Below are 26,721 nucleotides of genomic sequence, written 5' to 3' on the forward strand. Positions count from 1 at the left end.
CGGCGCTCTGCACCGGGCCTTCGTCATGCCTGACCGCGGGCGAAGCGTGCGAGTCCGTCCCGCGCCGTACGGTCGGGCGCCCAGCCGAGCGCCGACAGGGCATCGGCGCGGGCGACGAGGCTGGTGGACAGCCGGGCGAAGACCGCTTCCCGTCCCGTCAGCCGACATGCGAGCCCCAGCAGAGAGGCGGGCGCCGGCAGCAGCCCGGCGCGCCGGCCGAGGCCGGCCCGCAGCGCCGCCACCATCTCGCCCGGCGTCAGCGGATCGGGCTCGGCCACGATCAACGGACGACGCAGCGGACCCGGCGCCGCCAGCGCGACGGCGACCGCCCCGGCCAGCGACTCCACCGAGACGAGGGAGCGCCGGGCGTCGAGGCGCGCGAAGGGGAGCGGCGCGGCCGAGCGCGCCAGCTGCAGCAACGTCGCGACATTGCCCTTCACACCGGCGCCGTAGACCAGCACCGGCCGCAGGGCGACCCAGTCCAGCTCCGTGCCAGCCAGGGCCGCCTCGGCGGCGAGCTTCGAGCGGCCATAGGCCTCGGTGGGAGCCGGGGCATCGGCCTCCGTGACGATGTCGGGCGCCGAGATCCCGGTCATGGCCCGGATCGAGGACAGGAAGACGAAGCGCTGGACCCGGGCCCGGACGGCCGCCTCGGCGAGACGCAGGGTCGCCTCAGTGTTCGACGCGCGGAAATCGTCCTCCGGCGTCCCCGACATCGTCAGGGATAGGCCGGCGGAATGCACCACCGCGTCGACCCCCGCGAGGGCCGCCGCCATGTTCATCGGACGGGCCAGATCGCCGACGACGGCGCTGCTCGCGCCGTCCGGAACCTCCACCGGCCGCCGGAGCAGCACGCGGACACGGAAGCCGCGTCCCGTCAGGCTCTGCAGCAGGTGGCGCCCGATGAAGCCGGTGGCGCCGGTGAGTGCGATCAGCGGTCCGCCCAATCGTCGAGCCCTCCCTATGGCCGCAGCGCGGTGACCTCGATCTCGACCTTCATCTCCGGACGCAACAGCCCGGCCACCACGACGATCGTGGCGGCGGGCCGGATCTCGGCCAGGACCCGGCCGCAGACCTCGAGCATCGCCTCGGCCTCCGCCCGGTCGGTGACGTAGTAGGTCGCCCGCACGAGATCAGGGAGGCCGGCGCCCGCCTCGGCCAGCGCGCTCGCGATGGTGCGCCAGCAGGCCTCGGCCTGATCGGCGGCCGCCTCGGGCATCGTCATCGTGGCGTAGTCGTAGCCGGTGGTGCCGGCCACGAAGACGAAGCCGCCCTGCACCACGGCGCGGGAATAGCCGTAGGCCGCCTCGAAGGGCGAGCCGGACCCGATCAGGCGCCGTGCGCTCATCCGCGCCGGAGCGCTTCCAGAACCTTGGCGCCGGGCCGCCCCGTCGCCGGCATGCCGAGGCTGCGCTCGACCTCCTTGATGGCGTCGCGGGTCTTGGACCCGACCTTGCCGTCCGGCTCGCCGACGTCGAAGCCGCGCTTGGTCAGCCGGGCCTGCAGGTCGCGGCGCTCGGCCCGGGACAGGGGCGGATCGTCGGTGGGCCAGTCGGCCTGGATGCCGCCGCGCCCGCGCAGGCGGTCGGACAGCACCGCGATGGCGAGGCCGTAGGATTCGGCGGCGTTGTAGGAATAGAGCGCGTCGAAGTTCCTGGTGACCAGGAAGGCCGGGCCGTCGGGGCCGGCCGGCAGCAGGATGCCGGCCGGGCCCTCGCCGGAGAGCGGGCGGCCGTCGATGCGGGTCACCCCGAGGGAGGCCCAATGGGCGATCGCCTTCTTGTTCTTGCGGCCGGCGGCACCGGCATTGAAGCCGCGCGGCACCTTCACCTCGTAGCCCCAGGGCTGGCCGTTGTTCCACTTGGCCACGCGCAGGAAGTTCGCCGTGGAGGCGACGGCGTCGGGCACCGAATCGACGAGGTCGCGACGGCCGTCCCCGTCTCCGTCCACGGCGAGGCGCTGGTAGGTGGTCGGCATGAACTGGGTCTGGCCGAAGGCGCCCGCCCAGGAGCCGTTCAAGCGGGACGGATCGATGTCGCCGCGCTCGATGATCTTCAGGGTGGCCATCAGCTCGCCCTTGAAGAACTCCTTCCGGCGATGGTTCGCGCAGATCAGGGTGGCGAAGGACTGCACCAGCGGCATCTTGCCGAGGTTCTTGCCGAAGTTCGACTCGACGCCCCAGACCGCCGCGATGGTGTGCCGGTCGACCCCATAGCGGGCTTCCGCATTGGTCAAGGCCTGCGCGTGCTGGCGCATGGCGGCCTTGCCGTCGTCGACGCGCTCCTCGTCCACCAGGGCGGCCATGTAGTCCCAGATCGGCGTCTTGAACTCGGGCTGGGCCTGGCTCAGCTCGATCACCTTCTCGTCGTAGCTGATGCCGGCCGTCGCCGCCCGGAAGGTCTGCGCCGAGATGCCCTGGGCGGCGGCCTGCGCCTGAAGGCTCCCGAGGCAATCCTGGAAATCGGCCCGAACCGGTGCGCAGATCGCCAGGAGCGCCGCGGCGGCTCCGAGGGAGAGGGTCGCCGTTTGACCCGATCGGCCGAATGCCATCGTGTTCTCCGCCAATGCGTTCGTCGAGACTGTGATCGCCGATTCAGGCGATACCAGGGTTAACGAACGGTTGAAGCTCGGGCGGAATGATCGGAATGGTCGACACCCACGCCCGGCCGCCGTGAGTCCGGCCGCCGGCTGAGCGGGCGAGCGAGCGAGCCGGCGCGAACGGCCTCAGGCGAATCCGCGCGCGGCGAGCTTCTCCTCGTAGACGTCGATCTTCGGGGCCCGCTTCAGGGTCAGGCCGATCTCGTCGAGGCCGTTGAGGAGGCTCTCCTTGCGGCCGGGGTCGATGCCGAAGTGCAGGGTGCCGCCGTCCGGCCCCTTGATGGTCTGGGCTTCCAGATCCACCGACAGGGTCGCGTTGGAGCCGCGCTCGGCATCCTCGAACAGCTTCTCCAGATCCTCCGGCGAGACCGTGATCGCCAGGATGCCGTTCTTGGCGCAGTTGTTGAAGAAGATGTCGGCGAAGCTCGTGGAGATCACGCAGCGGATGCCGAAATCGGTCAGGGCCCAGGGCGCGTGCTCGCGCGACGAACCGCAGCCGAAATTGTCGCCGACGACGAGAATCCGGGCGTTTCGGTAGGCCGGCTTGTTGAGCACGAAATCCGGGTTCTCCGAGCCGTCGTCGCGGTAGCGCATCTCGGAGAACAGGCCCTTGCCGAGGCCGGTGCGCTTGATGGTCTTGAGATACTGCTTCGGGATGATCCGGTCGGTGTCGACGTTGATGATCCGCATGGGCGCCGCGACGCCCTCCAGGGTGGTGAACTTTTCCATGATGCCGGTCGCCGTGGTCTCGCGATGCGCGGTGCCTCTCCCGGGAACGGTCGGGGCGTCGCGCTTGGGCGACATCTAACAGCCGGGGCGCGCGCCTGAAAGACGGGGCCCGCGCGTCTCGCGATCGTCGCGCATCGCGCCTATGCTCGCGGTCCAGTCAAGACGGGGGGCAGCGATGGCCGAGACCACGAACCAGTTCAAGAAGGCGCCCAAGCGCAAGAAGGAGAAGGCCCGCTCGGTGACGGTGTCGCCCGAGATGCGTCAGGCCTATGCGGACCTCATCAAGCAGAAAGAGGAGCGTGAAGAGTATGCCAAGCACCTGCCCTCCGAGAAGGGCAGGTGAGGGTCGGTTCGAGCCCGCCCGCCGAGGCGGGAGGGCCATGTCGGGTTCGGCGCAGCGGCGGAGCGCCTAGCGCTTGCCGGCTTCGATCACGTCCTCGACCGTGCGCAGACCGGCACGGGGGGCATTGACGAGACAGGCCATGTTGCCCGGGGCGTGCTGGTTCTTCCACATCTTGGTGTGGGCCTGGGGGATCTTCTCCCAGGGGAAGACCTCGCTCATGCAGGGGTCGATGCGCTGGTCGAGCACGAACTGGTTCGCGGCCGAGGCCTGCTTGAGGTGCGCGAAGTGCGAGCCCTGGATACGCTTCTGGCGCATCCAGACGTAGCGGGCATCGAAGGTGATGTTGAAGCCGGTGGTGCCGGCGCAGAACACGATCATGCCGCCGCGCTTGGCCACCAGGGTCGAGACCGGGAAGGTCGACTCGCCCGGGTGCTCGAAGACGATGTCGACGTCGTTGCCCTTGCCGGTGATGTCCCAGATCGCCTTGCCGAACTTCCGGGCCTCCTTGAGCCAGGTGTTGTACTCGGGCGAGTTCACCTTGGGCAGCTGGCCCCAGCAGTCGAACTCCTTGCGGTTGATCACGCCCTTGGCGCCCAGGCTCATGACGTAGTCGCGCTTGGTGTCGTCGGAGATCACCGCGATGGCGTTGGCTCCGCTCGCCGCACAGAGCTGCACCGCGAACACGCCGAGACCGCCCGACGCGCCCCAGACCAGCACGTTCTGGCCCGGCCGCACGGTGTGGGGCGCGTGGCCGAACAGCATGCGGTAGGCCGTGGCGAGGGTGAGCGTGTAGCAGGCCGCCTCCTCCCAGGTCAGGTGCTTGGGGCGCACCATCAGCTGGCGCGACTGCACCCGGCAGAACTGGGCGAAGGAGCCGTCGCCCGTCTCGTAGCCCCAGATGCGCTGCGAGGGCGAGAACATCGGGTCGCCGCCGTTGCACTCCTCGTCGTCGCCGTCGTCGCGGTTGCAGTGGACGATGACCTCGTCGCCGACCTTCCAGCGCTTCACCTTGGCGCCGACCTTCCAGACGATGCCCGAAGCGTCCGAGCCGGCGATGTGGTACTCGCCCTTGTGGACGTCGAAGGGCGAGATCGGCTCGCCGAGGCCGGCCCAGACGCCGTTGTAGTTCACGCCGGCGGCCATGACGTAGACCAGCACCTCGTCGTCGCCGATCTCCCAGACGGGCAGCACCTCGAGCTGGTGCGACTGCTCCGGCGGTCCATGGCGCTCGCGCCGGATCGCCCAGGCGTACATCTTGGCCGGCACATGACCGAGGGGCGGAACCTCGCCCATCTCGTACAGGTCCTTCAGTTCCGTCGTGCTCGACGCAGCGCTCGCGGCCATCTCGGCTCTCCCCATGACTTCTTGTGCTGCCCGCTATATCGGCGAACCGGGAGCCGTCCAAGAGCCCGAACGGGCAAGAATCTTTTCGATTGGGGCCAAGAAACCTTCACGCCGTCAAGATGAAGCCGCGCCCTGGGGGGACGCCATCCTGTATTCAATATTATTGTGGTGTGCCGGGCCCTTAGCGCCTGTCATACACAGGCTTATTCAGCCGGGTCCGAAGAGTTTCGATCTTCGGACGGCCGGCGCAGGGCGGTCCAACCAGGCCCCCGGCTTGTACCAATGTCCAACTCGCCACAGTGTCCGGACGGTGGCCGATCCTCAGAGGCACGCAGATCTTGTCCACAGGGCCGTGGGCCACGCCCGGAGGAAGAGGCCGGTGGCGGGTGCGTCGGAACGAGCGGACGCCGGCGCGCGGCACGTTTTCGTGAGTTCGAGGCATCAGCGAGAGACCGACGTGCCGGGCTGCTCGGGATGTTCTTCGGTGCTGATGACGCGGCGAACGCGCTTCGCTAGGGTGCGCGGCAAGTGGTCGACAGCAGTCAAATGCAATTTGAGATCACATCAAATTCAGTCTTGAGGGAGTGTTCCGGGATGAGCGGACAGGCAGCGGTCGCCGAGACGACGAAGCGCGACAAGCCGTGGATCATCCGCACCTATGCGGGCCATTCCAACGCCAAGGAGTCGAACGCACTCTACCGCGGAAACCTGGCCAAGGGGCAGACGGGCCTCTCGGTGGCCTTCGACCTGCCGACCCAGACCGGCTATGATCCCGACCACGAGCTCGCTCGGGGCGAGGTCGGCAAGGTCGGCGTCTCGATCGCGCATCTGGGCGACATGCGGACCCTGTTCGACCAGATTCCGCTGCAGCAGATGAACACCTCGATGACGATCAACGCCACGGCGCCGTGGCTGCTCTCGCTCTATCTCGCGGTGGCCGAGGAGCAGGGCGCGCCGTTCGCGGGGCTGCAGGGCACCACCCAGAACGACATCATCAAGGAATACCTGTCGCGCGGCACCTACGTGTTCCCGCCCGCGCCCTCCCTTCGGCTGACCAAGGACGTGATCCTGTTCACGACCAAGGAAGTGCCGAAGTGGAACCCGATGAACGTCTGCTCCTACCACCTGCAGGAGGCCGGAGCGACGCCGGTGCAGGAGCTGTCCTACGCGCTGGCCATCGCCATCGCGGTTCTCGACACGGTGCGCGACGATCCGGATTTCGACGAGGCGAGCTTCGCCGACGTGTTCAGCCGGATCTCGTTCTTCGTGAATGCCGGCATGCGGTTCGTCACCGAGATCTGCAAGATGCGGGCGTTCTCCGAGCTCTGGGACGAGATCGCCCAGGAGCGCTACGGCATCACCGACCCGAAGAAGCGCATCTTCCGCTACGGCGTCCAGGTGAACTCCCTCGGGCTCACGGAGCAGCAGCCCGAGAACAACGTCCACCGCATCCTCATCGAGATGCTGGCCGTCACCCTGTCGAAGCGCGCCCGCGCCCGCGCCGTGCAGCTGCCGGCCTGGAACGAGGCGCTCGGCCTGCCGCGCCCCTGGGACCAGCAATGGTCCATGCGCATGCAGCAGATCCTCGCCTTCGAGACGGATCTCCTGGAATACGACGACATCTTCGACGGCTCGAAGGTCATCGACGCCAAGGTCGAGGCCTTGAAGGCCGAGACCCGCAAGGCCCTGGAGGAGATCGGCGGCATCGGCGGCGCCGTGGCGGCGGTGGAGACCGGTGCCCTGAAACGCGCCCTGGTGGAATCCAACGCCAAGCGCATCTCGGCGATCGAAACCGGCGACCAGGTCGTGGTCGGCGTGAACAAGTTCCAGGCCGGCGAGCCTTCGCCCCTCACCGCCGGCGAGGGCGCGATCTTCACGGTCTCGGAGACGGTGGAGATGGAGGCCGAGCAGCGCATCCGCGAGTGGCGTTCCAAGCGCGACGGCAAGGCCGTGGAGAAGGCCCTCGACGATCTCGAGGCCGCCGCGCGTTCGGGGGCCAACATCATGCCGGTCTCGATCGCGGCGGCGAAGGCCGGGGTGACGACGGGCGAGTGGGGCGGCCGCCTGCGCCAGGTCTTCGGCGAGTACCGCGCGCCCACCGGCGTCACCCTGGAGACCATCTCCTCGGGGGCGGCCCAGGACGCCAAGCTCCTCATCGCGGATCTCGGCGAGCGCCTGGGCGAGACCCCGAAGCTCGTGGTCGGCAAGCCCGGCCTCGACGGCCACTCCAACGGCGCCGAGCAGATCGCACTGCGCGCCCGCGACGTCGGCTTCGACGTGACCTATGACGGCATCCGCCAGACGCCCGCCGAGATCGTCGCCAAGGCCAAGTCCACCGGCGCCCACGTGGTCGGCCTGTCGATCCTGTCGGGCAGCCATGTGCCGCTGGTGCGCGACGTCCGGGCGAAGATGCGCGAGGCCGGCCTCGATCACATTCCGCTCGTGGTCGGCGGCATCATCTCGCCGGACGACGAGCTGGTGCTCAAGAACATGGGCGTCACGGCGGTCTACACCCCGAAGGACTACGTCCTCGACACCATCATGGTGGGCATCGCCAAAGTGGTGGAGCGGGCCCTCGACAAGCGTGCCGCCGAACAGGCCGATGCCAGGGCCGGCATCGCCGGGGCGGCCCCCCGCAGCGACACCGCCGAGAAGGTGTTCTGAGAGCGTAGCGGGCGCCCCCTGTCCGCGGGCGGCGCCCGCCGTTGAGAAAATCGAACCCTCTCACGCGAATGCGCGCGGGCGGAGCCGGGCGGCGAGGCCGCGTCTCAGCGCGCCGGTCCCGTCGCGACCACGCCCCAGTCCCGCAGGGGAAAGGCCCGATCGTAGGCCAGGTTGAAGACGAAGGCGTAGGCCACGTAGAACGCCGCGATCGCGAGATCCATGTAGAACGCCTCGACGAGCCCGATGCCGAGATACCAGGCGATCGGCGGCAGCAGGATCACGAGCAGGCCGGCCTCGAACAGCACGGCGTGCATCACCCGCAGCCAGAGCCTCTTCCGCGTATGCCCGGCCAGGCGCTGCATCGTCCGGTCGAAGCCGAGATTGTAGACGTAGTTCCAGGCCGTCGCCGCCAGGGCGCTGCCCATGCCGATCACGCCCATGGCGGAGGCGTGCAGGCCGAACAGCACCGTCCCAAGCGGGATCATGAGGCTGAGCCCGACGAGCTCGAAGAGGATGGCGTGGCGGATACGGTCTCGGGTACTGCGCATGGGGTTGCCTGGAACTGCTGGGTTGAGGCGCCGGGTTCTATCTGGCAGAGCCCGCCCGACAAGTTAGGACGTATCCGGAAATCAGATAGATGACGGTGTCGCTCGACCAGCTCCAGGCGTTCGTGGCTTCGGCGGAGGCCGGGTCCTTCTCGGGCGCGGCCCGCCTGCTGCGCAAGGCCCAGTCCGCGGTGAGCACGCAGGTGGCCAATCTCGAGGCGGATCTCGGGATCACCCTGTTCAGCCGGGCAGGCCGCAACCCCGTCCTCACCCCGGCGGGCGAGCGGCTGCTCCTAGAGGCACGGGTGGTGCTCGAGCGCCGGGAGCACCTCGTCGGCGTGGCCCGCAGCCTGGAGCAGCGGATCGAGAACCGGCTCGTGGTCGCGATCGACGAGCTCTATCCCGAGCACGCCCTCGGCGCCCTGTTCGCCGATTTCGCCCGGCGCTTTCCCTTCGTCGAACTGGAACTGCTCTTTCCGCTGATGGAGGACGTCAGCCGGATGGTGCAGTCCGGGGCGGCCGATCTCGGCGTGATGTGGCGCCAGGAGGTGCTGCCCACCGAACTCGGTTTCCAGACCATCGGCTGGGTGCCGCTCAAGCTCGTCTGCGGGCGCGACCATCCGTTGGCGAAGGCGCGGGTGGAATGGGAGGAGCTGAAGCGCCACCGCCAGATCCTCGTCGCCGCGCGCAGCGACGGGCCGGAGAAGCGCCGCCTGCGGGTGGCCGCCGAGGTCTGGTGGGTCGAGAGCCACTGGGTGATCCTCGAGCTGGTGAAGCACGGGATCGGCTGGGCCTTCGTCACCGATCACGTCATCGCCGCGTCCCAGACTGCCCCGGACCTCGTGACGCCCGACCTCCAGTTCGATGAGGGCGACTGGCCCATCGCCCTGGAACTGGTCTGGCACAAGCAGCGTCCCTGTGGCCCCGCCGCGGCCTGGCTGCGCGCGCGCTTCGCGGCCGAGCGGGTCGGCGCCCTGTCGGGAACCGTCCGAGCGGGGTGAGGCCGCGTCCGGGCGGCCGGAGCGCGATGTCGGGTGCCGCCTCAGGCGGTCCGGAGCATCGGCGCGGTCTGGGAGGCGCCGAGTCGGTCGGCGTGCTCGCGCAGGAACCAGGGCACCCGGCCCTCGGCCATCGGCTTCCCGTAGAGGTAGCCCTGGACATGGGTGCAGCCATGCGTGCGCAGGAAGGCGGCCTGCTCGGGCGTCTCCACGCCCTCGGCGGTGACGTCGAGGCCGAGGCTGCGCCCGAGCTGGAGCACCGCCGTGACGATCGCGGCGTCGTTGGCGTCGCGTTCCAGGTCCCGGATGAAGCTCCGGTCCACCTTGATCTCGTCCACCGGGAACTGCTTGAGATGGGTGAGCGAGGCGTAACCGGTGCCGAAATCGTCCAGCGCCACGCGGATGCCGCCGCCGTGCAGGGACGCGAGCACGTCGCTGACCCGGTCCACATGGCTGCCGAGCAGCACGGTCTCGGTCACCTCGACCCCGATCCGGCTGCGCGGCAACCCAGCCGCGTCGACGTCGTCCAGGAAGGTGCGGGCGAGGTCGCCCTGGGCGAATTGGGCCGAGGAAAGGTTCAGGAAGACGCGGCCCGGATCGAGTCCGAGGCCGGTCCAGTGGAGGATGTCGGCGATGATCCGCCGGCGCAGGGCGTCGCCCACGGCGCTGCCGATTTCCGGATCGTCGAACACCGCCGAGAACGCACCGGGCATCAGCAGGCCGCGCGTGGGATGCTGCCAGCGGGCCAGGGCCTCGAACCCGATCACCGCACCGGAGCCGAGATGGATCTTGGGCTGATAGTGCGGCACCAGCCCGGTACCCGCCTCCAGGGTCGCGCGCATCTCGCGCGTCACGGTCACCCGCTCCTCGATGCTGGCCCGCAGCGCCGGCATGAAGAGGGTCGCCCGGTTCCGCCCGGAGGCCTTGGCGGCGTAGAGGGCGAGGTCCGCATTGGTGAACAGGTCGACCGCGTTGCGGGCATGCTCGGGATAGAGCGCGAGGCCGAGGCTGGCCCGGGGGGCCACCACGCGGCCGCTGATCGGCATCGGCGGGTGAAGGGCATCGAGGATGCGCGCCGCCAGGGCATGGATGCTCGAAGCGCCCGACGGTTCGCGGCCGGTGGTGATGACGACGAACTCGTCGCCGCCGAGGCGGGCCACGAGATCGTCGGGCCCGATCACCGCGCAGAGGCGCTGGGCGACCTCCTTCAGCAGGGCGTCCCCCGAATCGTGCCCGAGGGTGTCGTTGATCTCCTTGAAGGCGTCGAGATCGAGCAGGATGAGTCCGACCGGCGCGGAGTCGGGCTCGGCGCGCGCCAGGGCCGCGTCCAGTGTCGATTGGAACAGAGCCCGGTTCGGCAGCCCGGTGAGCACGTCGTGATGGGCGGCCGTGCGGATCTGCGTCTCGGCGGCCTTGCGGCTCGTGATGTCGACCAGACTCGAGACGTGGCAGGCCACCCCGTCGATCTGGACGCACTCGATCGAGAGAAGCACGTCGCGGCGCGCGCCCGAGTGCACGACGATTCCGGTCTCGCGGTCGTGGATCGCCTCGCGCCGATCGAGGATCGCCTGCATCGCGCGTCGGTCCTTGCCCTGGATGAAGTCGCGGGTGGCGTAGTTCGAGAGGACGTCGCCGGAATCGAGTTCGAAGAATTTCACCCCGGCATCGTTGGTGCTGATGATCTGCCCGCTGGCCGCCAGGGAGACGACGATCGGCACCGGCACGGCCCGGAACAGGGTCTCTGACAGCTCCCGGCTCTCCGCCAACTCGTCGCTGGCCCTGCGCTCGGCCTCGGTCGCCATCCACTCGAGCCGGCGCAGGCGGTTCCACCGGGTGACGAACAGCACGATCGTGAGGTTCGCCAGGAAGACCTCGACCGTCAGGCCGAGCACCATCGCCGAGAGTGGCCGCGGCATCAGGTATCCGGTGAGCAGCGCGATCACGGAGATGCTGCTGGCCGCCACCGTCCAGGCGAAGCTGAGGGGCAGGACCAGCATCACGGCCGCAGGCACCATCAGGGTGGCCACGAGGGCGATGTCGGATTGCGACGCGCACAGGTAGGCGCCGGCCAGGCTCAGGATGAAGTGCCAGGCCATCAGCACGGCCTGGAGGCGCTGGAACCGCCGGATGCGCGGGAGCGCCCACAGGCCGGCCAGGGTCGCGCCGACGATGCCGAGGCGGGCCGTCAGGATCGGCCAGAGGACATCATGGTTCTCGCTCAGGCTGCCGTCGCTGGCGAGCAGCAGCATGTTGACCGCGATGCAGACGAGAAAGATCAGTTGCGTGTCGCGCACGGTCTCGGGCAGGCGCTCGGCCTGAAACGCGGCTTCCCGGGGGCGCGAGGCGAATTCGCCCCCGAAAGTCATGAGACGATCGTTCTTCATGGCGCGGGACCGTGCCACTCAAATCTAGCGGCGCGGTTAAGAGTGCAGATGGTCGGCTATATTAATTTCCGCGCGGGCGCCGAACGGTCAGGGCGCGCAGCGCGCCCCGCATCGTGCGCACATCCTGCTCGGTCATGGCCATGCGGTGGAGCATGTCGCGCATGTTGCGGGCGATGATGTCCCGCTTCTCCGGGGGATAGAACCCGGCCGCGGCCAAGCTATCCTCCAGGGTTCCGAACAGCGAGGCCATGGCCTCGCGGGTGGCGGGCGGGGACAGCATCTCGCCGCTGAAGGGCAGCGTCGAGAGGCCGGCCGCCCGGCGCCACTCGTAGCCCATCAGCAACACGCCCTGGGCGAGGTTGAGCGAGGAGAAGCGCGGATCGACCGGGAAGGTGACGATGGCGTCGGCCAGCGAGACCTCGTCGTTGTCGAGCCCCGAGCGTTCGCGCCCGAACAGGATTCCGACCCGCTGGCCCGTCCGCGCGGCGACGTCGCGCATCGCCTCGTCCGGGGGAAAGACCCGCTTCATCTGCCCGCGCTCGCGGGCGGTGGTGGCCAGCACGTAGTGCAGGTCGGCGATCGCCGCGCCCAGGGTGTCGAAAACCGCGGCGCCGTCGAGGATGTGGGTGGCGCCCGAGGCCGCCTCGCGCACGCCCTTCTTGGGCCAGCCGTTCTTCGGCGCCACGAGTCGCAGCTCTGTCAGGCCGAAATTCGCCATCGCCCGCGCCGTCATGCCGATGTTCTCGGCGAGCTGCGGCTGGACCAGGATGACGACGGGGCCGTCGGGGGAGTCGGGCGGATTCATAAGGGCGGTCGGGTTGGGTGCAGCGGAAGGGGGTTCGGGCGACGGTGAGGGCATTCGCGCCCTCTCGCATGGCGGGGGCGCGACGGCAAAGGACCGCCGGCCCCGCTCCGGCGCGTCGTCAGATCTTACCGTCGAGGCCCATCTGGTAATATTTGTGGACGATCTTGTCCTGGTTCTCCAGCAGCCAGTCGATGGACGGCTCGTTGGTCATCGCCTTGCGGATCGCCTCGGTCATGCCCCGGCGCTGGATGTCGAACAGCGCCTTGTGGTCGACGCTCTGCGCCTCGATCACGCCCGGGCTGAGCCAGACCGAGCAGATGATGCCGAGATCGTTGGCCTTCTCCTTGGGGATGTAGCCGGCCCGCACCGCGTCGAGGACGCCGTTGGCGATGGCGAACTGCACCGTGCCCATCAGGATCGAGGTGTACTTGCTCTCGGTGACGCTGACCTTCGAGACGCAGAGCGTCACCGGTCGCACCATGATGTCGGTGTTGAGGAGCGCGAAGACCCGGCTGTGGCCGACGACCTGGTCGCCCGTCAGGGTGGCGAGCGCGGTGCCGACCGGCCCGTCGAGCTCGCCGATGATCACCTCGGGCTCGGACGCGGTGTTCGGCGGGCCTCCGGCCACCAGGGCCTCGCCGGCTCGGAGGATGATGCGTTCGCTCATGGGGGATCTCTCAGGACGTGGGGCGGGATGGACGGGGGCGGAACGTGCCGGATCGGGGCGTCGATCCCTCCGGTCGGCGTTGCACGGTCGGCAGATTCCGGGTGTGGCCCGGAATGTCCACCCCCGGGCGCCGCATGGCCCCCGCCCCGCGCCTTTCCACAGCGCGATCCAATTGCGCGCGACCTTGGTGAACCTGGGTAAGTCGACCTTAAGGCTTGGCGTGCATCGCTGATCGATACGGGACACGGGCACCGGCATTCCGCGGCGACACCAGAGGAACCTTCGGGTCGGAACGGGATGGCAAGGCCAAGCGACCCCCGTCAGCGGAACTCGATCGATCCCGGCACCGTCATGTCTCGCCCCGTGCAGAAGAGAGGCTGGTTGCGAGGTTTTCGCCCCGCGTCGGACGGCGCGACGGCGGTCGAGTTCGCCCTCGTGATGCCGCTCTTCATCCTGGTCTTCGTGGAGATCCTCCAGGGTGGCCTGTACGTCTTCTGCTACGCGGCGCTGGAGAAAGCGACCGCCGACGCCACGCGCACGATCATGGTCGGTGCGCTGCCCAATTCGGCCTCGACCGCCGTCGGCTTCCGAAACTCGGTGGTCTGCCCCAAGCTGATCGCCGGCCTGACCTGCGACAACATCATCACCAGCCTGCAGACCACCACGCTCTCCGGCTCGGGCGGCGGCTATTCGGTCTTCGTCAGCCCGGACGAGAAGAGCCTCGTCCCGGTGACGATGGACAATGACCGGACCCCCTATTGCACGGGCGCGCCCGGGACCTACGGCTACATCCAGGTCTTCTATGCGGTCCCGGTGTTCAGCCCGCTCTGGAACGCCCTGAACCTCAGCACGAACTGGAAGGCTCGCTCGGTCGCGTTCGCCCGCGCGGCGGTGGCGTTCCGCAACGAGCCCTACGTCACGACCGGCGTGACGACCGGATGCTGACGTTTTCCATGGCACGCGCGATGCTCCGCCCCTCCCTCGGACGCTTCGGACGCGACAGGCGCGGCATCGCCATCGTCGAGTTCGCCCTGATCATGCCGCTGCTGATCACGCTGTCGGCCGTGACCTTCGACCTCGTCCGCTACGTCGTCTACCTGCGCAAGATCGAACTCGCCGCCAGCACGCTCGCCGACCTCGTGGCCCGCAACGACACGGGAAAGATCTCCCAGACCGACATCCTGGCGATCTCGCGCTCCCAGCTGGTGATGTTCCCGGAGGCGATGTCCGCCGCCAAGGACGCCAACGTCTCGGTCTGGACCCTGCTGAGGTGGTCGCTCTCGGGCATCAAGTTCACGCAGACCGTGGCGAGCTGCACGGCCAACTGCACCTACGCGCCGAAGGTGGTCTGGACCTCGGGACAGAAGCGATCCTGCACGACCCCCCCGGTGGCCGCCCCCAATACCGCGGGCCCGAGCCCGGCGACGCTGCCGAGCGACACCTTCGGACCCGGCTTCCTCGTCGTGGCCGACGTGGTGTTCAGCTACAAGCCCCTCATCCTCCAATCCGTCGTCGGCTCGATCGACATCGCGAAGTCCTTCTACTTCGCGCCCCGCTACGTCGCGGCGATCAGCTTCGATTCGAGTGGTGGAACGAGTTCCGCCAATGCCTGCCCCTGACCCCGAGAACTCACCCATGCGTGCCCCCGCCGCCTCCCGTCGTTCCCGGATCGGACGCCAGCTGCGGCGCCTGCGCGACGAGCGCGACGGCAACGTCCTCATGGTCTTCGCCCTCGCGCTCGTCCCCCTCATCGGACTGACCGGACTCGGCGTCGACTACGTGCGCGGCATCAACTACCGCACCCATTTCGACCGGGCCGCCGATGCCGCGACGATCACGGCGATCGCCACGGCGCGCGACTACATCTCCAACAATCCCAACAACGAGGCCAATCCGACTCCGGCGGCCTTGGCGCTGGGCAAGACGCGGGGCCTCGCGGCCTTCCGGGTCAATGCCGGGCCGATGCTCAACAGCATGCCCCTGGAGCCGAACCTCTCGGTGACCCGGAGCGCCGGTGTCGTGTCGGCGACGCTGAGCTACGCGTCGAACTACGAGTCTCCCTTCAGCCGGGTCCTCGGCAACCTGACCTCGATCGCGGTCGCCGGCACCTCGAACTCAAGCCTGACGCTGGGCAATTTCGCCGATTTCTACCTGCTTCTCGACACCTCTGGCTCAATGGGCTTCCCCACCTCGAGCGCCGCGCAGGTCTCCTTCGCCAAGATGAACCCCGACATGGCGGATTCGAAGGGCAACAACTGCGCCTTCGCCTGCCACTTCTCCGGCTGGAAAGGCTTCAATCTCGCCAAGTCGAACAACATCGAGCTGCGCATCGCCACGGTGAGCAACGCCGTCCAGCAGTTGATCACGAAGGCCCAGACGAACCAGACCTTGACCAATCAGTACAGTATCGGCCTCTATCCCTTCGTGAGCTATCTCGAGACGGCGGCCGACATCACCACGAACCTCGGTTCGCTGACGTCGGTGAACCTCGAGAACTACATGGATATCGGCGACTCTACCGTTCCGCGCGGAAGCGGCGGGACTCACTACGAGAACGTGTTCTCAACCATCAATACCAAGATCAGGGCGATCGGAGACGGGTCGAGCGCGGCGAAGCCCGTGCCCTTCGTGTTCCTCATCACCGACGGGGTCGGCAATAACCAGTACTGGTACAACAAGACCGGCTGGACCGGTTCACAGGCCAAGCTGCTCGATCCGGCCCTGTGCAAGCCGCTCAAGGACAAGGGCGTCACGGTCTCGGTGCTCTACATCCCCTACGTCCCGCTCGCGGTCCCGTTCAATTCGAATGTCGGCTACGAGAACGTCGTGGTGAACGGGCTGATCCCCACCGTGCCGAGCACCCTGCAGAACTGCGCTTCCCCCGGCTATTTCCGCACCGCCAGTTCCGCCAGCGAGATTCAGGAAGCGCTGAACGCGATGTTCGACCAGGCGACCAAGAAGGCGCGTCTCGTCGCCGGTCCCTGACAGGCCAAAACTTTTGTCATGGTCCCGGGGCGGCCAGCCTGCTTCCGCCCCGGGAGCGCGCGGGCTAAGAGCGGCGCGGGTTCGGCATCCGCCTTGCGTGGCGCCGGACAACCTGGCTCAGGAAGGCGTGCTGCAGATGGACAAGATCAAGGTTGCGAACCCGGTCGTCGAACTCGACGGCGACGAGATGACCCGGATCATCTGGAGCGAGATCAAGAACAAGCTGATCCACCCCTACCTCGACCTGAACCTCGAATATTACGATCTCGGCGTCGAGCACCGCGACGCCACCAACGATCAGGTCACCGTCCAGGCCGCCGAGGCGATCAAGCGCCACGGCGTCGGCGTGAAGTGCGCCACCATCACCCCCGACGAGGCGCGGGTGAAGGAGTTCAACCTCAAGGAGATGTGGAAGTCGCCCAACGGCACGATCCGCAACATCCTCGGCGGCGTGATCTTCCGCGAGCCGATCATCTGCAAGAACGTGCCCCGCCTGGTTCCGGGCTGGACCCAGCCGATCGTCGTCGGCCGCCACGCCTACGGCGACCAGTACAAGGCCACCGACTTCAAGGTGCCGGGCAAGGGCCGCCTGACGATTAAGTTCGAGGGCGAGGACGGCACGGTCATCGAGAAGGAAGTCTTCAAGTTCCCGAGCCCCGGCGTCGCCCAGGCGATGTACAACCTCGACGACTCGATCCGCGACTTCGCCCGCGCTTCGATGAACTACGGCCTGAACCGCAAGTACCCGGTCTACCTCTCGACCAAGAACACCATCCTCAAGGCCTATGACGGTCGCTTCAAGGACCTGTTCGAGGAAGTCTTCCAGAACGAGTTCAAGGCCAAGTTCGACGCCGCCGGCATCACCTACGAGCACCGCCTGATCGACGACATGGTGGCCTCGGCCCTCAAGTGGTCGGGCGGCTACGTCTGGGCCTGCAAGAACTACGACGGCGACGTGCAATCCGACACCGTGGCGCAGGGCTTCGGCTCGCTCGGGCTGATGACCTCCGTGCTGCTCACCCCCGACGGCCGGACCGTCGAGGCCGAGGCCGCGCACGGCACGGTGACCCGGCACTACCGCGAGCATCAGAAGGGCAAGGAGACCTCGACCAACTCCATCGCGTCGATCTTCGCCTGGAGCCGTGGCCTCGCCCACCGCGCCAAGCTCGACGACAACGCGGCGCTCGCCACGTTCGCCACCACCCTGGAGACCGTCTGCGTCGACACCGTCGAGGCCGGCTTCATGACCAAGGACCTGGCTCTCCTCGTCGGCCCCGACCAGCGCTGGCTCTCGACCACGGGCTTCCTCGACAAGGTCGACCAGCACCTGAAGGCCGCGATGGCCTGACGGGGCTCGGGGCAGCCGGTCTGTTCGCGTGTTCGCGGGGGGGCACCGGTCCCCCGCATTCGGTCGTCCGGGCGTCTGCCCGGACGCGTCATTCGGTGAATGCCCGCGCGCAGCGCCGCGTCATCCCGGGGCCGCGCAGCGGAATCCGGGATCCAGAAACACAGGCGGCGCCGAACTCGACGCTGCTGGCGGCTCTGGATTGCACGCCTCCGGCGCGCCCCTGCGGGTCCGGGCTCGCCTGCGGCGCCCCGGAATGACGTGGAGGCACCATCGGCAATTGCCCGGAACCTCATTGGACTTCGCGTCTGGATACCCGCCGGTTCGACACCCGAGAGCGATTGAATCGGCCGGCCTTCCGCGCCCAGCCCCCCAGAGCGAGACAACCCTCAGGAGGCGTGGCGTCCGGCCTCCGCGTTGCGCTTGCGCGTGGCGGCCGCCTTCTTGGCGGAGGCGGAGCGCTCTTCCGCCGTGCGGCCAGCCGAGGCCTTGCCGCCGACCGCGCCGCCGCGATGGGCGGCCGGGTGGCTGCTCGCCTTGCCCCGGCCCGAGCCGCCGGGCTTCTTGCCGCCGCCGTCGTCCTTGTTGACCGTCGCCCAGGCTCGCGCCTCGGCGTCCTTCTCGGGCACCCCGCGCGCCGCGTAGGATTCGGCGATGTGCTCGGCCTTCCGGATCTGCTTGTCGGTGTATTTCGACTTGTCGCCCTGGGCCATCCCTGCGCACTCCGGTGGGCGGACCCGCGGGCGGAGGTTCAGCCGGCCGCGGCGGGTCCGTCGAGGATCGCCCGAACCCGGCGGATCAGGTCCGTCCGGCGATAGGGCTTGTTCAGGAGATCGAACTCCGAACCCCCGGCATCGGTTCGTTCCAGACTCGCCTCGGCATAGCCGGTGGTGAGCAGGACCTTGAGCTCGGGCCGCCGGCGCCTGGCTTCGCGGCCCAGGGCGATGCCGTTCATGCCGCCGGGCATGATCAGGTCCGTGAAGAGCAGGTCGATGGTGCTGCCGCTGTCCACCAGGTCGAGGGCTTCGCGACCGTTCTGCGCCATCAGGGTGGTGTAGCCGAAATCGCGCAGGATGGTCCGCGCAAGCTCCGCCACGTCCTCGCGGTCATCGACGATGAGGATGGTCTCCGTGCCCGATCCCTCCTGTGCGCCGACCGCGGCCGGGGCCGCCTGCACCACCGCGCTCTCGGTCGCCGGAAAGGACAGGCGCACCACGGTCCCCTCCCCCAGGACGGATTCGATGCGGGCGGCGCCGCCGGACTGCTTGGCGAATCCGTAGACCATCGAGAGGCCGAGGCCAGTGCCCTTGCCCTCCTCCTTGGTGGTGAAGAAGGGGTCCATCACCCGGGCCAGGACATGGGGGGGAATACCGCTGCCGGTGTCGCTGACGCTGATCGTGACGTAGCGGCCCGGCGCCAGCGGGCCGGCGACCTCGCCGGTGATGACGTGGTTCTCGGTGTGGACCGTGAGGCGACCGCCGTTCGGCATCGCGTCGCGGGCGTTGATGAAGACGTTGAGGAGCGCGACCTCGGCCTGGTTCGGGTCGACCCGGCAGTTCCAGAGGTCGTGGCTGAGATCGAAGCCGAGGGAGACCGTCTCGCCGAGCGTCCGTCCCGCCATGTCGGCCATGCCCTGGACCAGGGCGTTGAGATTCACCGAGCGGCCCTCGAGGCGCTGCTTGCGCGCGAAGGCCAGAAGCTGCTGCGTCAGCGTGGTGGCGCGCTCGGCGGCGGTGCGGATGTTGTCGGTGGCCCGGCGCAGGCGGTTGCGGTCCGCCGCCGGATCGTCGAGGCCGGCCCCGAGGATGTCGACGTAGCCGACGATCACCTGCAGCAGGTTATTGAAATCGTGGGCGATCCCGCCGGTGAGCTGGCCGAGCGCCTCCATCTTCTGGGCCTGGCCCAGAGCCTCCTCGGCATCGCGCCGACGGGAGACGTCGAGCTGCGAGGCGAAGAAGTACACCAGCGTCCCGTTCGCGTCGTAGATCGGCGAGACGAACAGCGCGTTCCAGAACGGCGTGCCGTCCTTGCGGTAGTTGATGATCTCGGTGGCGACGTTCTCGCGGGCGGCGATCGCCCGGGCGAGCTCGCGCACGGCCGCGCGGTCGGTCTCCGGACCCTGCAGGAAGCGGCAGTTGCGGTCCACCACCTCGTCGCGGCGGTAGCCGGTCATCTCCAGGAAGGCGTCGTTGGTGAAGATGATCGGATTGTCGAACAGGCGCGGGTCGCTCACCACCATGGGCATGCGGGAGGCGGCCACGGACGCGAAGAAGAAGGCCGCTTCGGGGCTGACGGGGGACGGGCCCGACGAAACGGTCGGGTCCTGCGCGCGCGCGCCGGCCAGCGGCATCTGGGGGGTGTCGATCATCGTCGCGCAATCACATCGGCGGGGCTTCGGAGGCCGGGTCTGACAGTCCGCCCCTAACACGGGTCAAACACCCTGCACCATCATCGTTCCCGGCAGAACGCCCCGTCAGTCCCGCCACGGTATGACGATCCGGCGAGGACCGCCGCGCGCCCGGGGCGAGCGCGCAGCATTTCGTGCGTCAGCGCTGCTCGGTCTCGAAGCGCACGCTGTTGACGTTGGCGCGCTCGAAGGCCTGCATCACGTGCTGGTAGGAGCGCTCCATGTCGCTGGCCTCGACGCCGTCGACCTCCTCGGGCTTGAGGACGAACATCAGCATCGAACGCCCCGTGACCTCGTAGGTCGCCCCGATGGGCTTGCTGACCACGTCCTGGCTGTCGGGCAGGTTGGTGTCGAGGAGACGGGTCCAGCCGACACCGCCCACCGATTCCGGCAGCGTGAAGGTCACGAGGTCGTGGTAGGCGTTGTAGAGCAGTAGCAGGGTGGCGTCGCCGCCGCGCTGGTGGATGCCGGACGCCTGGGCCCGGCCGTCGAGGAGGACCGCGATGGCGCGGGCATCCCCCTGGCCCCAGTTCTCGGGCGACATCTCCCCGCCGTCGGGGCGCAGCCAGGTCACGTCCTTGACGCCGAACTCCTCGTCGTAGGCGCCCGTCAGGAAGCGGCCGCGGGTCAGGATCGGCAGGGCCTCGCGCAGCAGGGTCAGGCGCTGTGTGAACTCGGCGAGATCCCGCTCTTCCGGACCGACGGCTTCCCAGTCGAGCCAGGAGATCTCGTTGTCCTGGCAGTAGGCGTTATTGTTGCCGTTCTGGGTGCGGGCGAACTCGTCGCCGGCCAGCAGCATCGGGGTCCCGCGGGAGAGGAACAGCGTTGCCAGCATATTGCGCATCTGGCGCAGGCGCACGGCGCGGATCTCCGGATCGTCCGTCGGTCCCTCGGCGCCGTAATTGTTCGAGAGGTTGTGCGAGTGGCCGTCGCGGTTGTCCTCGCCGTTGGCCATGTTGTGCTTCTCATTGTACGACACGGTGTCGTTCAGCGTGAAGCCGTCATGGGCGGTCAGGAAGTTCACCGAGGCCCAGGGCTTGCGCCCGCGCTTGTTGAACTTGTCGGCCGAGCCGGTGAGGCGGGCGGCGAGATCGGGCAGCATGCCCTCGTCGCCGCGCCAGTAGCCGCGCACGTCGTCCCGGAAGCGGTCGTTCCACTCGGCCCAGCCCGGCGGGAAGCCGCCGACCTGGTAGCCGCCCGGACCGCAATCCCACGGCTCGGCGATCAGCTTGACGCTGTTCAGCACCGGGTCCTGCCGGCAGGTGTCAAGGAAGCCGCCGCCCTCGTCGAAGCCGTGCGGCTCGCGCCCCAGGATGGTGGCGAGGTCGAAGCGGAAGCCGTCGACCCGCATCTCGGTGGCCCAGTAGCGCAGGGAGTCGGTCACGAGCTGCAGCACCCGGGGGTGCGACAGGTTGAAGGTGTTCCCGGTGCCGGTGTCGTTGATGTAGTAGCGCGGCTCCTTGGGCATGAGCCGATAGTAGGAGGCGTTGTCGACGCCCTTGAACGACAGGGTCGGACCCTTCTCGTTGCCCTCGGCGGTGTGGTTGTAGACCACGTCGAGGATCACCTCGAGGCCGGCGCCGTGCATGCGCGCGACCATCTCCTTGAACTCGGAGAAGGCGAAGTCCGGCACCGCCGAGTAGCGCCGGGCGGGCGTGAAGAACGAGATGGTGTTGTAGCCCCAGTAGTTCACCAGCCCCTTTTCCTGCAGGTAGTCGTCCTGCACGAAGGCGTGGACCGGCAGGAGTTCCACCGAGGTGACGCCGAGGCTCTTGATGTAGTCGAGCACCGCCGGGGTGCCGAGGCCCGCATAGGTCCCGCGCAGCTTCTCCGGCACGGCCGGGTGCAGCTTGGTGAAGCCCTTCACGTGGGTCTCGTAGAAGATGGTCTTCTCCCACGGCACGTGGGGCTTGCGGTCACGGCCCCAGGTGAAGGCCGGGTCGATGACGCGGCTGCGCCGGGTGAAGGGCGCCGAGTCGCGCTCGTCGAAGGTCAGGTCGTCGCCCGTCTCCATCTGGTAGCCGAACAGCGCGGGGTTCCAGGTGATCGAGCCGACGAGGCCCTTGGCATAGGGGTCGATGAGCAGCTTGTTGTGATTGAAGCGGTGGCCGGCCTTCGGTTCGTAGGGGCCGTGCACCCGGTAGCCGTAGATGGTCCCCGGGCGTGCGTCGGGCAGGTAGCCGTGCCAGATCTCGTCCGTGTACTCGGGCAGCTCGATGCGCTCGATCTCGTTGACGCCGTCATCGTCGAACAGGCAGAGCTCGACCTTGGTGGCGTTGGCCGAGAACAGGGCGAAGTTGACGCCCAGGCCATCCCAGTTCGCGCCGAGCGGATAGGGCGAGCCCTCCTTGATGCGCGAACGTTTGGCGCGGCCCTGCGGGCTCGAGCGGTCCGCGGGTTTCGTCGTATCGGCCATGTTCGCTCCGGGCGGTATCACAGGGTGCGTCGAGACAGGGCGCTGCGCGAAGCCCTGTCCGGAAAACCTCGACAGGAACGCTCACGCTTCGCCGGAAGGTCCCCTGCCGGAGAAATCTTTTTGCATCGCACGCCGCGACCGGCCGCGGCGGCTTCCACCCCGGCTGCGCTTGCGGCAAGACTGCGAGCGACAAGACGACGGGCGGCGCGGCCGTGACCGCGTGGACGAGGAGACCGGCGCATGACAGATCAGCCCAACGGCCTGCAGGCGATCGCCGACCGCTACCGGGTCAGTCTCGACGCCGTGCGCCACCTCGTCCACGCCCTCGAGGCCGGCAACGGGCGGATGGCGCAGTTCAACCATCCCGACCTCGGCGGCTTCGGCCAGTGGTCGGGCTCGGGCATGACCATGATCGGCGACATGTTCAACACCGACCTGAAGGCGCGGGTCGACGCCCTCTGCAGCACCCTCGCCGCGGCCCTGCCCGCCGGCGCCTGGTCCGACCCGTCCTCGGCCGGCCGGACCGAGGCGCCGCGCGCCGGCGGCGGATCGGCCTGGCCCGCCGAATGGGGCTCGCCGGCGACCTCCGGGGCGCAGAACGGCATGCGCTACGCCTATTTCCCGGCCCACCGGCGCCTCGTCGTCGAATCGGACGGGCGGGCCGTGATCTACGACACCGGCGAGCATGCGATCAGCGGCGTCTCGCAGCAGCAGGGCGGGAGCAGCGGCCTGCGCTTCTCCGGCCCCGGAGGCCCCGTGGATCTGACGAGCCTGAAGCGCCTCGACGAGGCCGAGCGCAACGAGGCGCGCCCCTTCGCGCCCGAGCCGTTTGAGGCCGGGCCCCCGGGGGCCGAGACGCCGGCCCCGGCCGCGTCCGCGTCCGCCGCGCCCGGCGGCGACGTCCTGACGACGATCGAGCGCCTGTCGGAGATGCGCCGCAAGGGCATCCTCACCGAGGGCGAGTTCACCGCGAAGAAGGCGGAGCTCCTCGCCCGGCTCTGATCGCCGCAGCGCGGATCGCACGGCGATCCGGGGCGTTGGCCCCGGGTCGGATGCGCACCGGACGCGGACCGCAATCAGCTCCCCGCGAGGCAGATGGCCCGATCCCGCGACCTCCTCGACATCTCGACCATCTACCATGAGCCCGCCGTGCCGGATTACCCGCGCGGACAGGCGATCCTCGACCGCTTTCCGCAGGCCGAGCGCATCGTCGTGCCTTCGCACTGGAACATCCCGAGCCTGCACGGCAATGCCGGCTCGGTGGAGGACTGGGTGCGGATCAAGCGCTCCACCCTGGTGCTCGGGGTGAAGAAGGGGCTCGCCATGCGGCCGAACGGGCGCAGCGCCCACTTCATCGCGCCCTCGACCTCGAACGGCTGCGCCATGGCCTGCGCCTATTGCTACGTGCCCCGGCGCAAGGGCTTCGCCAACCCAATCTCGCTGTTCGTCAACGTCGAGGCCGTGGCGGCCGCCATCGCGCGCCACGCCGCCCGCCAGGGCCCGCTGACCGAGCCCGACACCATCGACCCCGCCCTCTGGGTCTACGACCTCGGCGAGAACGGCGACCTCTCGGTGGACGCCCTGGTGAGCGACACGGTGCGGGACCTGGTGGCCCTGTTCCGCGACATCCCCAACGCCAAGGCCTCCTTCGCCACCAAGGCGGTGAACCGCGACCTCCTCGCCTACGATCCGCAGGGCAAGACCCGCATCCGCTTCTCGCTGATGCCCGAGCGCATCGCCCGCATCGTCGACGTGCGGACCGCGCCGATTCCCGAGCGCATCGCCGCGATCGACGACTTCGTCGCCGCCGGCTACGAGGTCCACGTCAACTTCTCGCCGGTGATCCTCTACGAGGGCTGGGAGGCGGACTGGGCGGCACTGTTCGAGGCCATCGACGGCGCGATCGGCCCCGCGGCCCGGGCGCAGCTCAAGGCGGAGATCATTCTCCTCACCCACAACGCAGACCTGCACGCGGTCAATCTCGGCTGGCACCCCAAGGCCGAGGACCTTCTCTGGCGCCCGGACATCCAGGAGGCGAAGGTCTCGCAAGGCGGCGGCGCCAACCTGCGCTACCGCACCGGCTGGAAGGGGCAATGGCTGGCACGCTTCAAGGCGCTGCTCGCGGAGCGGATGCCGTATTGCACGGTCCGCTACGCGTTCTGAGCGTCACCGCCCGGCGGCGTTCGCTCGATCGGGTGGGCGAGGTCCGGCTGGGGTCAAAGCTCGGCTTTGGCGGAGGGAGCGTCCTTCGAATGCCAGTCTCCCCGCATCTACAGCCGTCCACAGGCGACATACTTCCCCCTTGCGGATCAGTCGCCTAGTCCGTCACACGTCTACCGGTATCTACCGGCCGCTACCAGAAGCGACGCCCCGTGGTGGGGTAGCCGGTGGGGTGCTGGTGGGGCGACCGGTGGGATGGCGAACGCAGTCAATCGGCTGACGGCGCGCAAGGTGCAGACCTTGGCGACGCCCGGGCGGCACGCGGATGGCGGCGGCCTCTACCTCGTGGTCGACGCCAGCGGCGCGAAGCGATGGGTCATGCTCTACCGGCTCGGCGGCCGACGGCGGGAGATGGGGCTGGGCTCGGCCCTGTCGGTGTCGCTGGCGCGGGCCCGCGAGTTGGCAGCGGAGGCCCGGGCGAAGATCGCGGACGGGACCGATCCGCTGATCGAGAAGCACCTGCCGGCGGAACCGGTGGCGCCGCCCCCGCAGGTCGTGACGTTCGGCGACGTGGCCGATACCTACATGGACGACCGGGAGGAGACCTGGCGCAACGCCGCGCACCGGAAGCAGTGGCGCCAGACGTTGGAGGTCCAGGCCGCCGACCTATGGCGGATGCCGGTGGCCGAGATCGGCACGGACCACGTCCTCGGCGTGCTGCGTCCGATGTGGCACAAGAAGCCCGAGACGGCCCGACGAATCCGCGGGCGGATCGAGCGCATCCTCGACGCGGCCCGGGTCGGGGGGCATCGCACCGCGGAGAACCCGGCGCGGTGGCGGGGCCATCTCGACGTGCTGCTGCCGCGCTCGGCGAAACTGAGCCGCGGGCACCATGCCGCCCTGCCCTATGCTGATCTGCCCGAGTTCTACGGCGACCTGGTCCGGCGGCATGCGCCGGCTGCGCTCGCGCTACGGTTCATCATTTTGACGGCGGCACGCTCCGGCGAGGTCCGGGGCATGGTCTGGGAAGAGATTGATCTAGCCGGAGCGCTCTGGACCGTGCCGGCCGAGCGGATGAAGGCCGGACGGGAGCACCGGGTGCCGCTCCAGGCCGAGGCGATCGCCATCCTGACGCGCGCACGCGACGAGGGGCGTGATAATCCGCTCGTCTTCCCGGCCCAGCGCGGCGGCAAGATGAGCGACATGGTCTTCGCCATGTTGCTGCGTCGCGCCAGGCAGCCCGACATCACCACGCACGGATTCCGCTCGACCTTCCGCGACTGGGTGGACGAGCAGACCGACTTCGCGGGCGACCTCGCCGAGGCGGCGCTGGCCCATCTCGTGGGCGACGAGACCGAGCGCGCCTATCGACGGGGTGACGCCCTGGCGAAGCGACGTCACCTCATGGACGTCTGGGCGGCTTTCGTGCTCGGCGACGGCTCGGCCTCGTCGAGCAGCTTGGCCAAGTCCTCATGACGGATCAGGGTGGCCGTGCCGAGCTTGTAGGATTTCAGGTCGCCGGCAGCGATCATCTTGTAGAGCTTGGCCCGGCTCACACCGAGTACGCTGGCGGCGACGTCCGGTCGGTAGGATAGGGGCGTCGGGGCGGAGCGGGTCACGGGAGCACCTCGGCGTTGCTGATATTGAGGTCAGGGCGCAGCCAGTCCGCGGCCCGGTCGGTGTAGGCGTCGAGGTCGGCGCGCGAGAGGTCGAGCAGCGCCCAACCTGCGTCCGGGGCGAGCGCCTCGATCGCGATGCGGGCGAGCCCTCGCATCTGCCGGATGCGCCAGTTCACGCCCTGGAAGGTGAGCGTGCAGTGGTCATCGTGATCGGCGGTGTGCCGGCGGAGGCGCTCACCCATGGCGCATCTCCGGCATGCCGTTGTGCTCGACGGCGTCGAGGAGCCGGTCGGCTTGCAGGCGAGACAGGGCGGCGTCTGAGGCCCTGAGGGCTGTTTGAAGACGCTCGACGTGTTGCAGGTGTTTGCGCTCACGTTCCTTGGCCGTCGTGCAGCGTTGGCCTGGACAGGCCGCCGCGTCCCGCTCTCCCGTGCGGCGGGCGATCTCCGAGACGAGGTCGACCGCTGCGTCGATAGCCTGAACCGCATCAACTTCACGGCCAGAGAAGATGTGACCGCGCTCGGGAGACCATACGCCATACTTTTCCGCGATCATTTCCCGAGCGATGAGCAGTCCGCGCGCCACCGCCTCGCGCATCGCCTCCGAGACGGCCGGGGGTGTGGGGTCAGACATTGGCTGCCTCCATGCTCATCTTAGGCGCGCTTCCGCCCCACTCCTTCATTCGCTCGCGCTTCAGACGCTGTTGTGAAAG

Annotated in this window: 25 protein-coding genes; 10 read left to right on the forward strand and 15 right to left on the reverse strand. The window is 68.8% G+C overall.

The window, feature by feature from the left end:
- Positions 1-23 precede the first annotated feature (23 nt).
- The 4 genes from AC3WLN_RS01435 to leuD form a co-directional block, all read right to left on the reverse strand.
- On the reverse strand, positions 24-947 hold the full coding sequence (locus tag AC3WLN_RS01435) for an NAD-dependent epimerase/dehydratase family protein (protein ID WP_492479089.1): 924 nt from the start codon (positions 945-947) through the stop codon (positions 24-26).
- 14 nt (positions 948-961) lie between these two features.
- On the reverse strand, positions 962-1,348 hold the full coding sequence (locus tag AC3WLN_RS01440) for a RidA family protein (RefSeq protein ID WP_492479090.1): 387 nt from the start codon (positions 1,346-1,348) through the stop codon (positions 962-964).
- Complete coding sequence (locus tag AC3WLN_RS01445) at positions 1,345-2,550, reverse strand: lytic murein transglycosylase (RefSeq protein ID WP_492479091.1); 1,206 nt, start codon at positions 2,548-2,550, stop codon at positions 1,345-1,347. The genes AC3WLN_RS01440 and AC3WLN_RS01445 overlap by 4 nt, the downstream gene beginning before the upstream one ends.
- 174 nt (positions 2,551-2,724) lie before the next feature.
- The gene (leuD, locus tag AC3WLN_RS01450) at positions 2,725-3,327 is read right to left on the reverse strand and encodes a 3-isopropylmalate dehydratase small subunit (protein WP_492479092.1); all 603 of its coding nucleotides are present in this window, start codon (positions 3,325-3,327) and stop codon (positions 2,725-2,727) included.
- 175 nt (positions 3,328-3,502) lie between these two features.
- On the opposite strand from leuD, the gene AC3WLN_RS01455 reads away from it, so the two are divergent.
- On the forward strand, positions 3,503-3,670 hold the full coding sequence (locus AC3WLN_RS01455; protein WP_181017318.1) for a hypothetical protein: 168 nt from the start codon (positions 3,503-3,505) through the stop codon (positions 3,668-3,670).
- A gap of 66 nt (positions 3,671-3,736) precedes the next feature.
- Here the strand turns inward: AC3WLN_RS01455 and ccrA are convergent, their stop codons facing one another.
- Complete coding sequence (ccrA, locus tag AC3WLN_RS01460) at positions 3,737-5,014, reverse strand: crotonyl-CoA carboxylase/reductase (protein ID WP_108034181.1); 1,278 nt, start codon at positions 5,012-5,014, stop codon at positions 3,737-3,739.
- Positions 5,015-5,608: 594 nt separating this feature from the next.
- On the opposite strand from ccrA, the gene AC3WLN_RS01465 reads away from it, so the two are divergent.
- Complete coding sequence (locus AC3WLN_RS01465; RefSeq protein ID WP_492479093.1) at positions 5,609-7,678, forward strand: protein meaA; 2,070 nt, start codon at positions 5,609-5,611, stop codon at positions 7,676-7,678.
- Between the two features lie 104 nt (positions 7,679-7,782).
- On the opposite strand, the gene AC3WLN_RS01470 is transcribed toward AC3WLN_RS01465, so the two are convergent.
- Positions 7,783-8,226: a PACE efflux transporter gene (locus AC3WLN_RS01470; RefSeq protein WP_492479094.1), complete on the reverse strand. Its 444-nt coding sequence runs from the start codon at positions 8,224-8,226 to the stop codon at positions 7,783-7,785.
- A gap of 89 nt (positions 8,227-8,315) precedes the next feature.
- Here AC3WLN_RS01470 and AC3WLN_RS01475 point away from each other — a divergent pair, with 89 nt between their 5' ends.
- Positions 8,316-9,224 carry a LysR family transcriptional regulator gene (locus AC3WLN_RS01475; RefSeq protein ID WP_492479096.1) on the forward strand — a complete coding sequence of 303 codons (909 nt, stop codon included), beginning with the start codon at positions 8,316-8,318 and terminating at the stop codon, positions 9,222-9,224.
- A 41-nt stretch (positions 9,225-9,265) separates the two neighbouring features.
- Here the strand turns inward: AC3WLN_RS01475 and AC3WLN_RS01480 are convergent, their stop codons facing one another.
- The 3 genes from AC3WLN_RS01480 to AC3WLN_RS01490 form a co-directional block, all read right to left on the reverse strand.
- Entirely contained in the window at positions 9,266-11,605 is a 2,340-nt protein-coding gene (locus AC3WLN_RS01480) for a putative bifunctional diguanylate cyclase/phosphodiesterase (protein ID WP_492479098.1), read from the reverse strand.
- 61 nt (positions 11,606-11,666) lie between these two features.
- Positions 11,667-12,410: an RNA methyltransferase gene (locus tag AC3WLN_RS01485; protein ID WP_492479099.1), complete on the reverse strand. Its 744-nt coding sequence runs from the start codon at positions 12,408-12,410 to the stop codon at positions 11,667-11,669.
- Positions 12,411-12,528: 118 nt separating this feature from the next.
- Positions 12,529-13,077, reverse strand: a complete 549-nt coding sequence (locus AC3WLN_RS01490) for a formaldehyde-activating enzyme (protein WP_447675971.1) — start codon at positions 13,075-13,077, stop codon at positions 12,529-12,531.
- A 381-nt stretch (positions 13,078-13,458) separates the two neighbouring features.
- Between AC3WLN_RS01490 and AC3WLN_RS01495 the strand changes: the two genes are divergently transcribed.
- The 4 genes from AC3WLN_RS01495 to AC3WLN_RS01510 all read left to right on the forward strand — a co-directional run bounded on the left by AC3WLN_RS01495 (position 13,459) and on the right by AC3WLN_RS01510 (position 17,410).
- Positions 13,459-14,022 (forward strand): TadE/TadG family type IV pilus assembly protein, encoded by a 564-nt coding sequence (locus AC3WLN_RS01495; protein ID WP_492479101.1) that lies wholly within the window; start codon positions 13,459-13,461, stop codon positions 14,020-14,022.
- An 8-nt stretch (positions 14,023-14,030) separates the two neighbouring features.
- Complete coding sequence (locus AC3WLN_RS01500; protein ID WP_492479102.1) at positions 14,031-14,696, forward strand: TadE/TadG family type IV pilus assembly protein; 666 nt, start codon at positions 14,031-14,033, stop codon at positions 14,694-14,696.
- A 16-nt stretch (positions 14,697-14,712) separates the two neighbouring features.
- Positions 14,713-16,062 carry a pilus assembly protein gene (locus tag AC3WLN_RS01505; protein WP_492479103.1) on the forward strand — a complete coding sequence of 450 codons (1,350 nt, stop codon included), beginning with the start codon at positions 14,713-14,715 and terminating at the stop codon, positions 16,060-16,062.
- Positions 16,063-16,198: 136 nt separating this feature from the next.
- A complete protein-coding gene (locus AC3WLN_RS01510) occupies positions 16,199-17,410 on the forward strand; it encodes an NADP-dependent isocitrate dehydrogenase (RefSeq protein ID WP_492479105.1) in 1,212 nt (403 codons plus the stop codon).
- A gap of 386 nt (positions 17,411-17,796) precedes the next feature.
- Here AC3WLN_RS01510 and AC3WLN_RS01515 read toward each other — a convergent pair whose 3' ends face one another.
- The 3 genes from AC3WLN_RS01515 to glgX form a co-directional block, all read right to left on the reverse strand.
- A complete protein-coding gene (locus AC3WLN_RS01515) occupies positions 17,797-18,120 on the reverse strand; it encodes a plasmid stabilization protein (protein ID WP_492479106.1) in 324 nt (107 codons plus the stop codon).
- 38 nt (positions 18,121-18,158) lie between these two features.
- Entirely contained in the window at positions 18,159-19,775 is a 1,617-nt protein-coding gene (locus tag AC3WLN_RS01520) for a histidine kinase famiy protein (RefSeq protein ID WP_492479107.1), read from the reverse strand.
- 178 nt (positions 19,776-19,953) lie between these two features.
- Positions 19,954-22,230, reverse strand: a complete 2,277-nt coding sequence (gene glgX, locus AC3WLN_RS01525) for a glycogen debranching protein GlgX (protein WP_492479108.1) — start codon at positions 22,228-22,230, stop codon at positions 19,954-19,956.
- Between the two features lie 240 nt (positions 22,231-22,470).
- Here glgX and AC3WLN_RS01530 point away from each other — a divergent pair, with 240 nt between their 5' ends.
- From AC3WLN_RS01530 to AC3WLN_RS01540, 3 genes are all read left to right on the forward strand, one after another.
- The gene (locus AC3WLN_RS01530; protein ID WP_492479109.1) at positions 22,471-23,232 is read left to right on the forward strand and encodes an SHOCT domain-containing protein; all 762 of its coding nucleotides are present in this window, start codon (positions 22,471-22,473) and stop codon (positions 23,230-23,232) included.
- Positions 23,233-23,325: 93 nt separating this feature from the next.
- On the forward strand, positions 23,326-24,393 hold the full coding sequence (locus AC3WLN_RS01535) for a spore photoproduct lyase family protein (protein ID WP_492479111.1): 1,068 nt from the start codon (positions 23,326-23,328) through the stop codon (positions 24,391-24,393).
- Positions 24,394-24,645: 252 nt separating this feature from the next.
- Positions 24,646-25,866: a tyrosine-type recombinase/integrase gene (locus AC3WLN_RS01540; protein ID WP_492479112.1), complete on the forward strand. Its 1,221-nt coding sequence runs from the start codon at positions 24,646-24,648 to the stop codon at positions 25,864-25,866.
- On the opposite strand, the gene AC3WLN_RS01545 is transcribed toward AC3WLN_RS01540, so the two are convergent.
- From AC3WLN_RS01545 to AC3WLN_RS01555, 3 genes are read right to left on the reverse strand one after another with little or no spacing between them, the layout of a single operon-like run.
- Positions 25,788-26,009: a helix-turn-helix domain-containing protein gene (locus tag AC3WLN_RS01545; protein WP_492479113.1), complete on the reverse strand. Its 222-nt coding sequence runs from the start codon at positions 26,007-26,009 to the stop codon at positions 25,788-25,790. The two genes, AC3WLN_RS01540 and AC3WLN_RS01545, sit on opposite strands and share 79 nt — an antisense overlap.
- Entirely contained in the window at positions 26,006-26,251 is a 246-nt protein-coding gene (locus tag AC3WLN_RS01550; RefSeq protein ID WP_492479114.1) for a hypothetical protein, read from the reverse strand. Before AC3WLN_RS01550 ends, AC3WLN_RS01545 begins: the two co-directional genes overlap by 4 nt.
- Positions 26,244-26,642 (reverse strand): hypothetical protein, encoded by a 399-nt coding sequence (locus AC3WLN_RS01555; RefSeq protein WP_492479115.1) that lies wholly within the window; start codon positions 26,640-26,642, stop codon positions 26,244-26,246. Before AC3WLN_RS01555 ends, AC3WLN_RS01550 begins: the two co-directional genes overlap by 8 nt.
- Positions 26,643-26,721 lie beyond the last annotated feature (79 nt).

This window comes from Methylobacterium sp. FW306-05-D (assembly GCF_058782155.1).

Excerpts from the sequence above, each read along its gene's own strand:
- AC3WLN_RS01440 (WP_492479090.1), bottom strand. The coding sequence starts at position 1,348 with ATGAGCGCACGGCGCCTGATCGGGTCCGGCTCGCCCTTCGAGGCGGCC.
- AC3WLN_RS01445 (WP_492479091.1), bottom strand. The coding sequence starts at position 2,550 with ATGGCATTCGGCCGATCGGGTCAAACGGCGACCCTCTCCCTCGGAGCC.
- leuD (WP_492479092.1), bottom strand. The coding sequence starts at position 3,327 with ATGGAAAAGTTCACCACCCTGGAGGGCGTCGCGGCGCCCATGCGGATC.
- AC3WLN_RS01455 (WP_181017318.1), top strand. The coding sequence starts at position 3,503 with ATGGCCGAGACCACGAACCAGTTCAAGAAGGCGCCCAAGCGCAAGAAG.
- ccrA (WP_108034181.1), bottom strand. The coding sequence starts at position 5,014 with ATGGCCGCGAGCGCTGCGTCGAGCACGACGGAACTGAAGGACCTGTAC.
- AC3WLN_RS01465 (WP_492479093.1), top strand. The coding sequence starts at position 5,609 with ATGAGCGGACAGGCAGCGGTCGCCGAGACGACGAAGCGCGACAAGCCG.
- AC3WLN_RS01470 (WP_492479094.1), bottom strand. The coding sequence starts at position 8,226 with ATGCGCAGTACCCGAGACCGTATCCGCCACGCCATCCTCTTCGAGCTC.
- AC3WLN_RS01475 (WP_492479096.1), top strand. The coding sequence starts at position 8,316 with ATGACGGTGTCGCTCGACCAGCTCCAGGCGTTCGTGGCTTCGGCGGAG.
- AC3WLN_RS01480 (WP_492479098.1), bottom strand. The coding sequence starts at position 11,605 with ATGAAGAACGATCGTCTCATGACTTTCGGGGGCGAATTCGCCTCGCGC.
- AC3WLN_RS01485 (WP_492479099.1), bottom strand. The coding sequence starts at position 12,410 with ATGAATCCGCCCGACTCCCCCGACGGCCCCGTCGTCATCCTGGTCCAG.
- AC3WLN_RS01490 (WP_447675971.1), bottom strand. The coding sequence starts at position 13,077 with ATGAGCGAACGCATCATCCTCCGAGCCGGCGAGGCCCTGGTGGCCGGA.
- AC3WLN_RS01500 (WP_492479102.1), top strand. The coding sequence starts at position 14,031 with ATGGCACGCGCGATGCTCCGCCCCTCCCTCGGACGCTTCGGACGCGAC.
- AC3WLN_RS01505 (WP_492479103.1), top strand. The coding sequence starts at position 14,713 with ATGCGTGCCCCCGCCGCCTCCCGTCGTTCCCGGATCGGACGCCAGCTG.
- AC3WLN_RS01510 (WP_492479105.1), top strand. The coding sequence starts at position 16,199 with ATGGACAAGATCAAGGTTGCGAACCCGGTCGTCGAACTCGACGGCGAC.
- AC3WLN_RS01515 (WP_492479106.1), bottom strand. The coding sequence starts at position 18,120 with ATGGCCCAGGGCGACAAGTCGAAATACACCGACAAGCAGATCCGGAAG.
- AC3WLN_RS01520 (WP_492479107.1), bottom strand. The coding sequence starts at position 19,775 with ATGATCGACACCCCCCAGATGCCGCTGGCCGGCGCGCGCGCGCAGGAC.
- glgX (WP_492479108.1), bottom strand. The coding sequence starts at position 22,230 with ATGGCCGATACGACGAAACCCGCGGACCGCTCGAGCCCGCAGGGCCGC.
- AC3WLN_RS01530 (WP_492479109.1), top strand. The coding sequence starts at position 22,471 with ATGACAGATCAGCCCAACGGCCTGCAGGCGATCGCCGACCGCTACCGG.
- AC3WLN_RS01535 (WP_492479111.1), top strand. The coding sequence starts at position 23,326 with ATGGCCCGATCCCGCGACCTCCTCGACATCTCGACCATCTACCATGAG.
- AC3WLN_RS01540 (WP_492479112.1), top strand. The coding sequence starts at position 24,646 with ATGGCGAACGCAGTCAATCGGCTGACGGCGCGCAAGGTGCAGACCTTG.
- AC3WLN_RS01550 (WP_492479114.1), bottom strand. The coding sequence starts at position 26,251 with ATGGGTGAGCGCCTCCGCCGGCACACCGCCGATCACGATGACCACTGC.
- AC3WLN_RS01555 (WP_492479115.1), bottom strand. The coding sequence starts at position 26,642 with ATGTCTGACCCCACACCCCCGGCCGTCTCGGAGGCGATGCGCGAGGCG.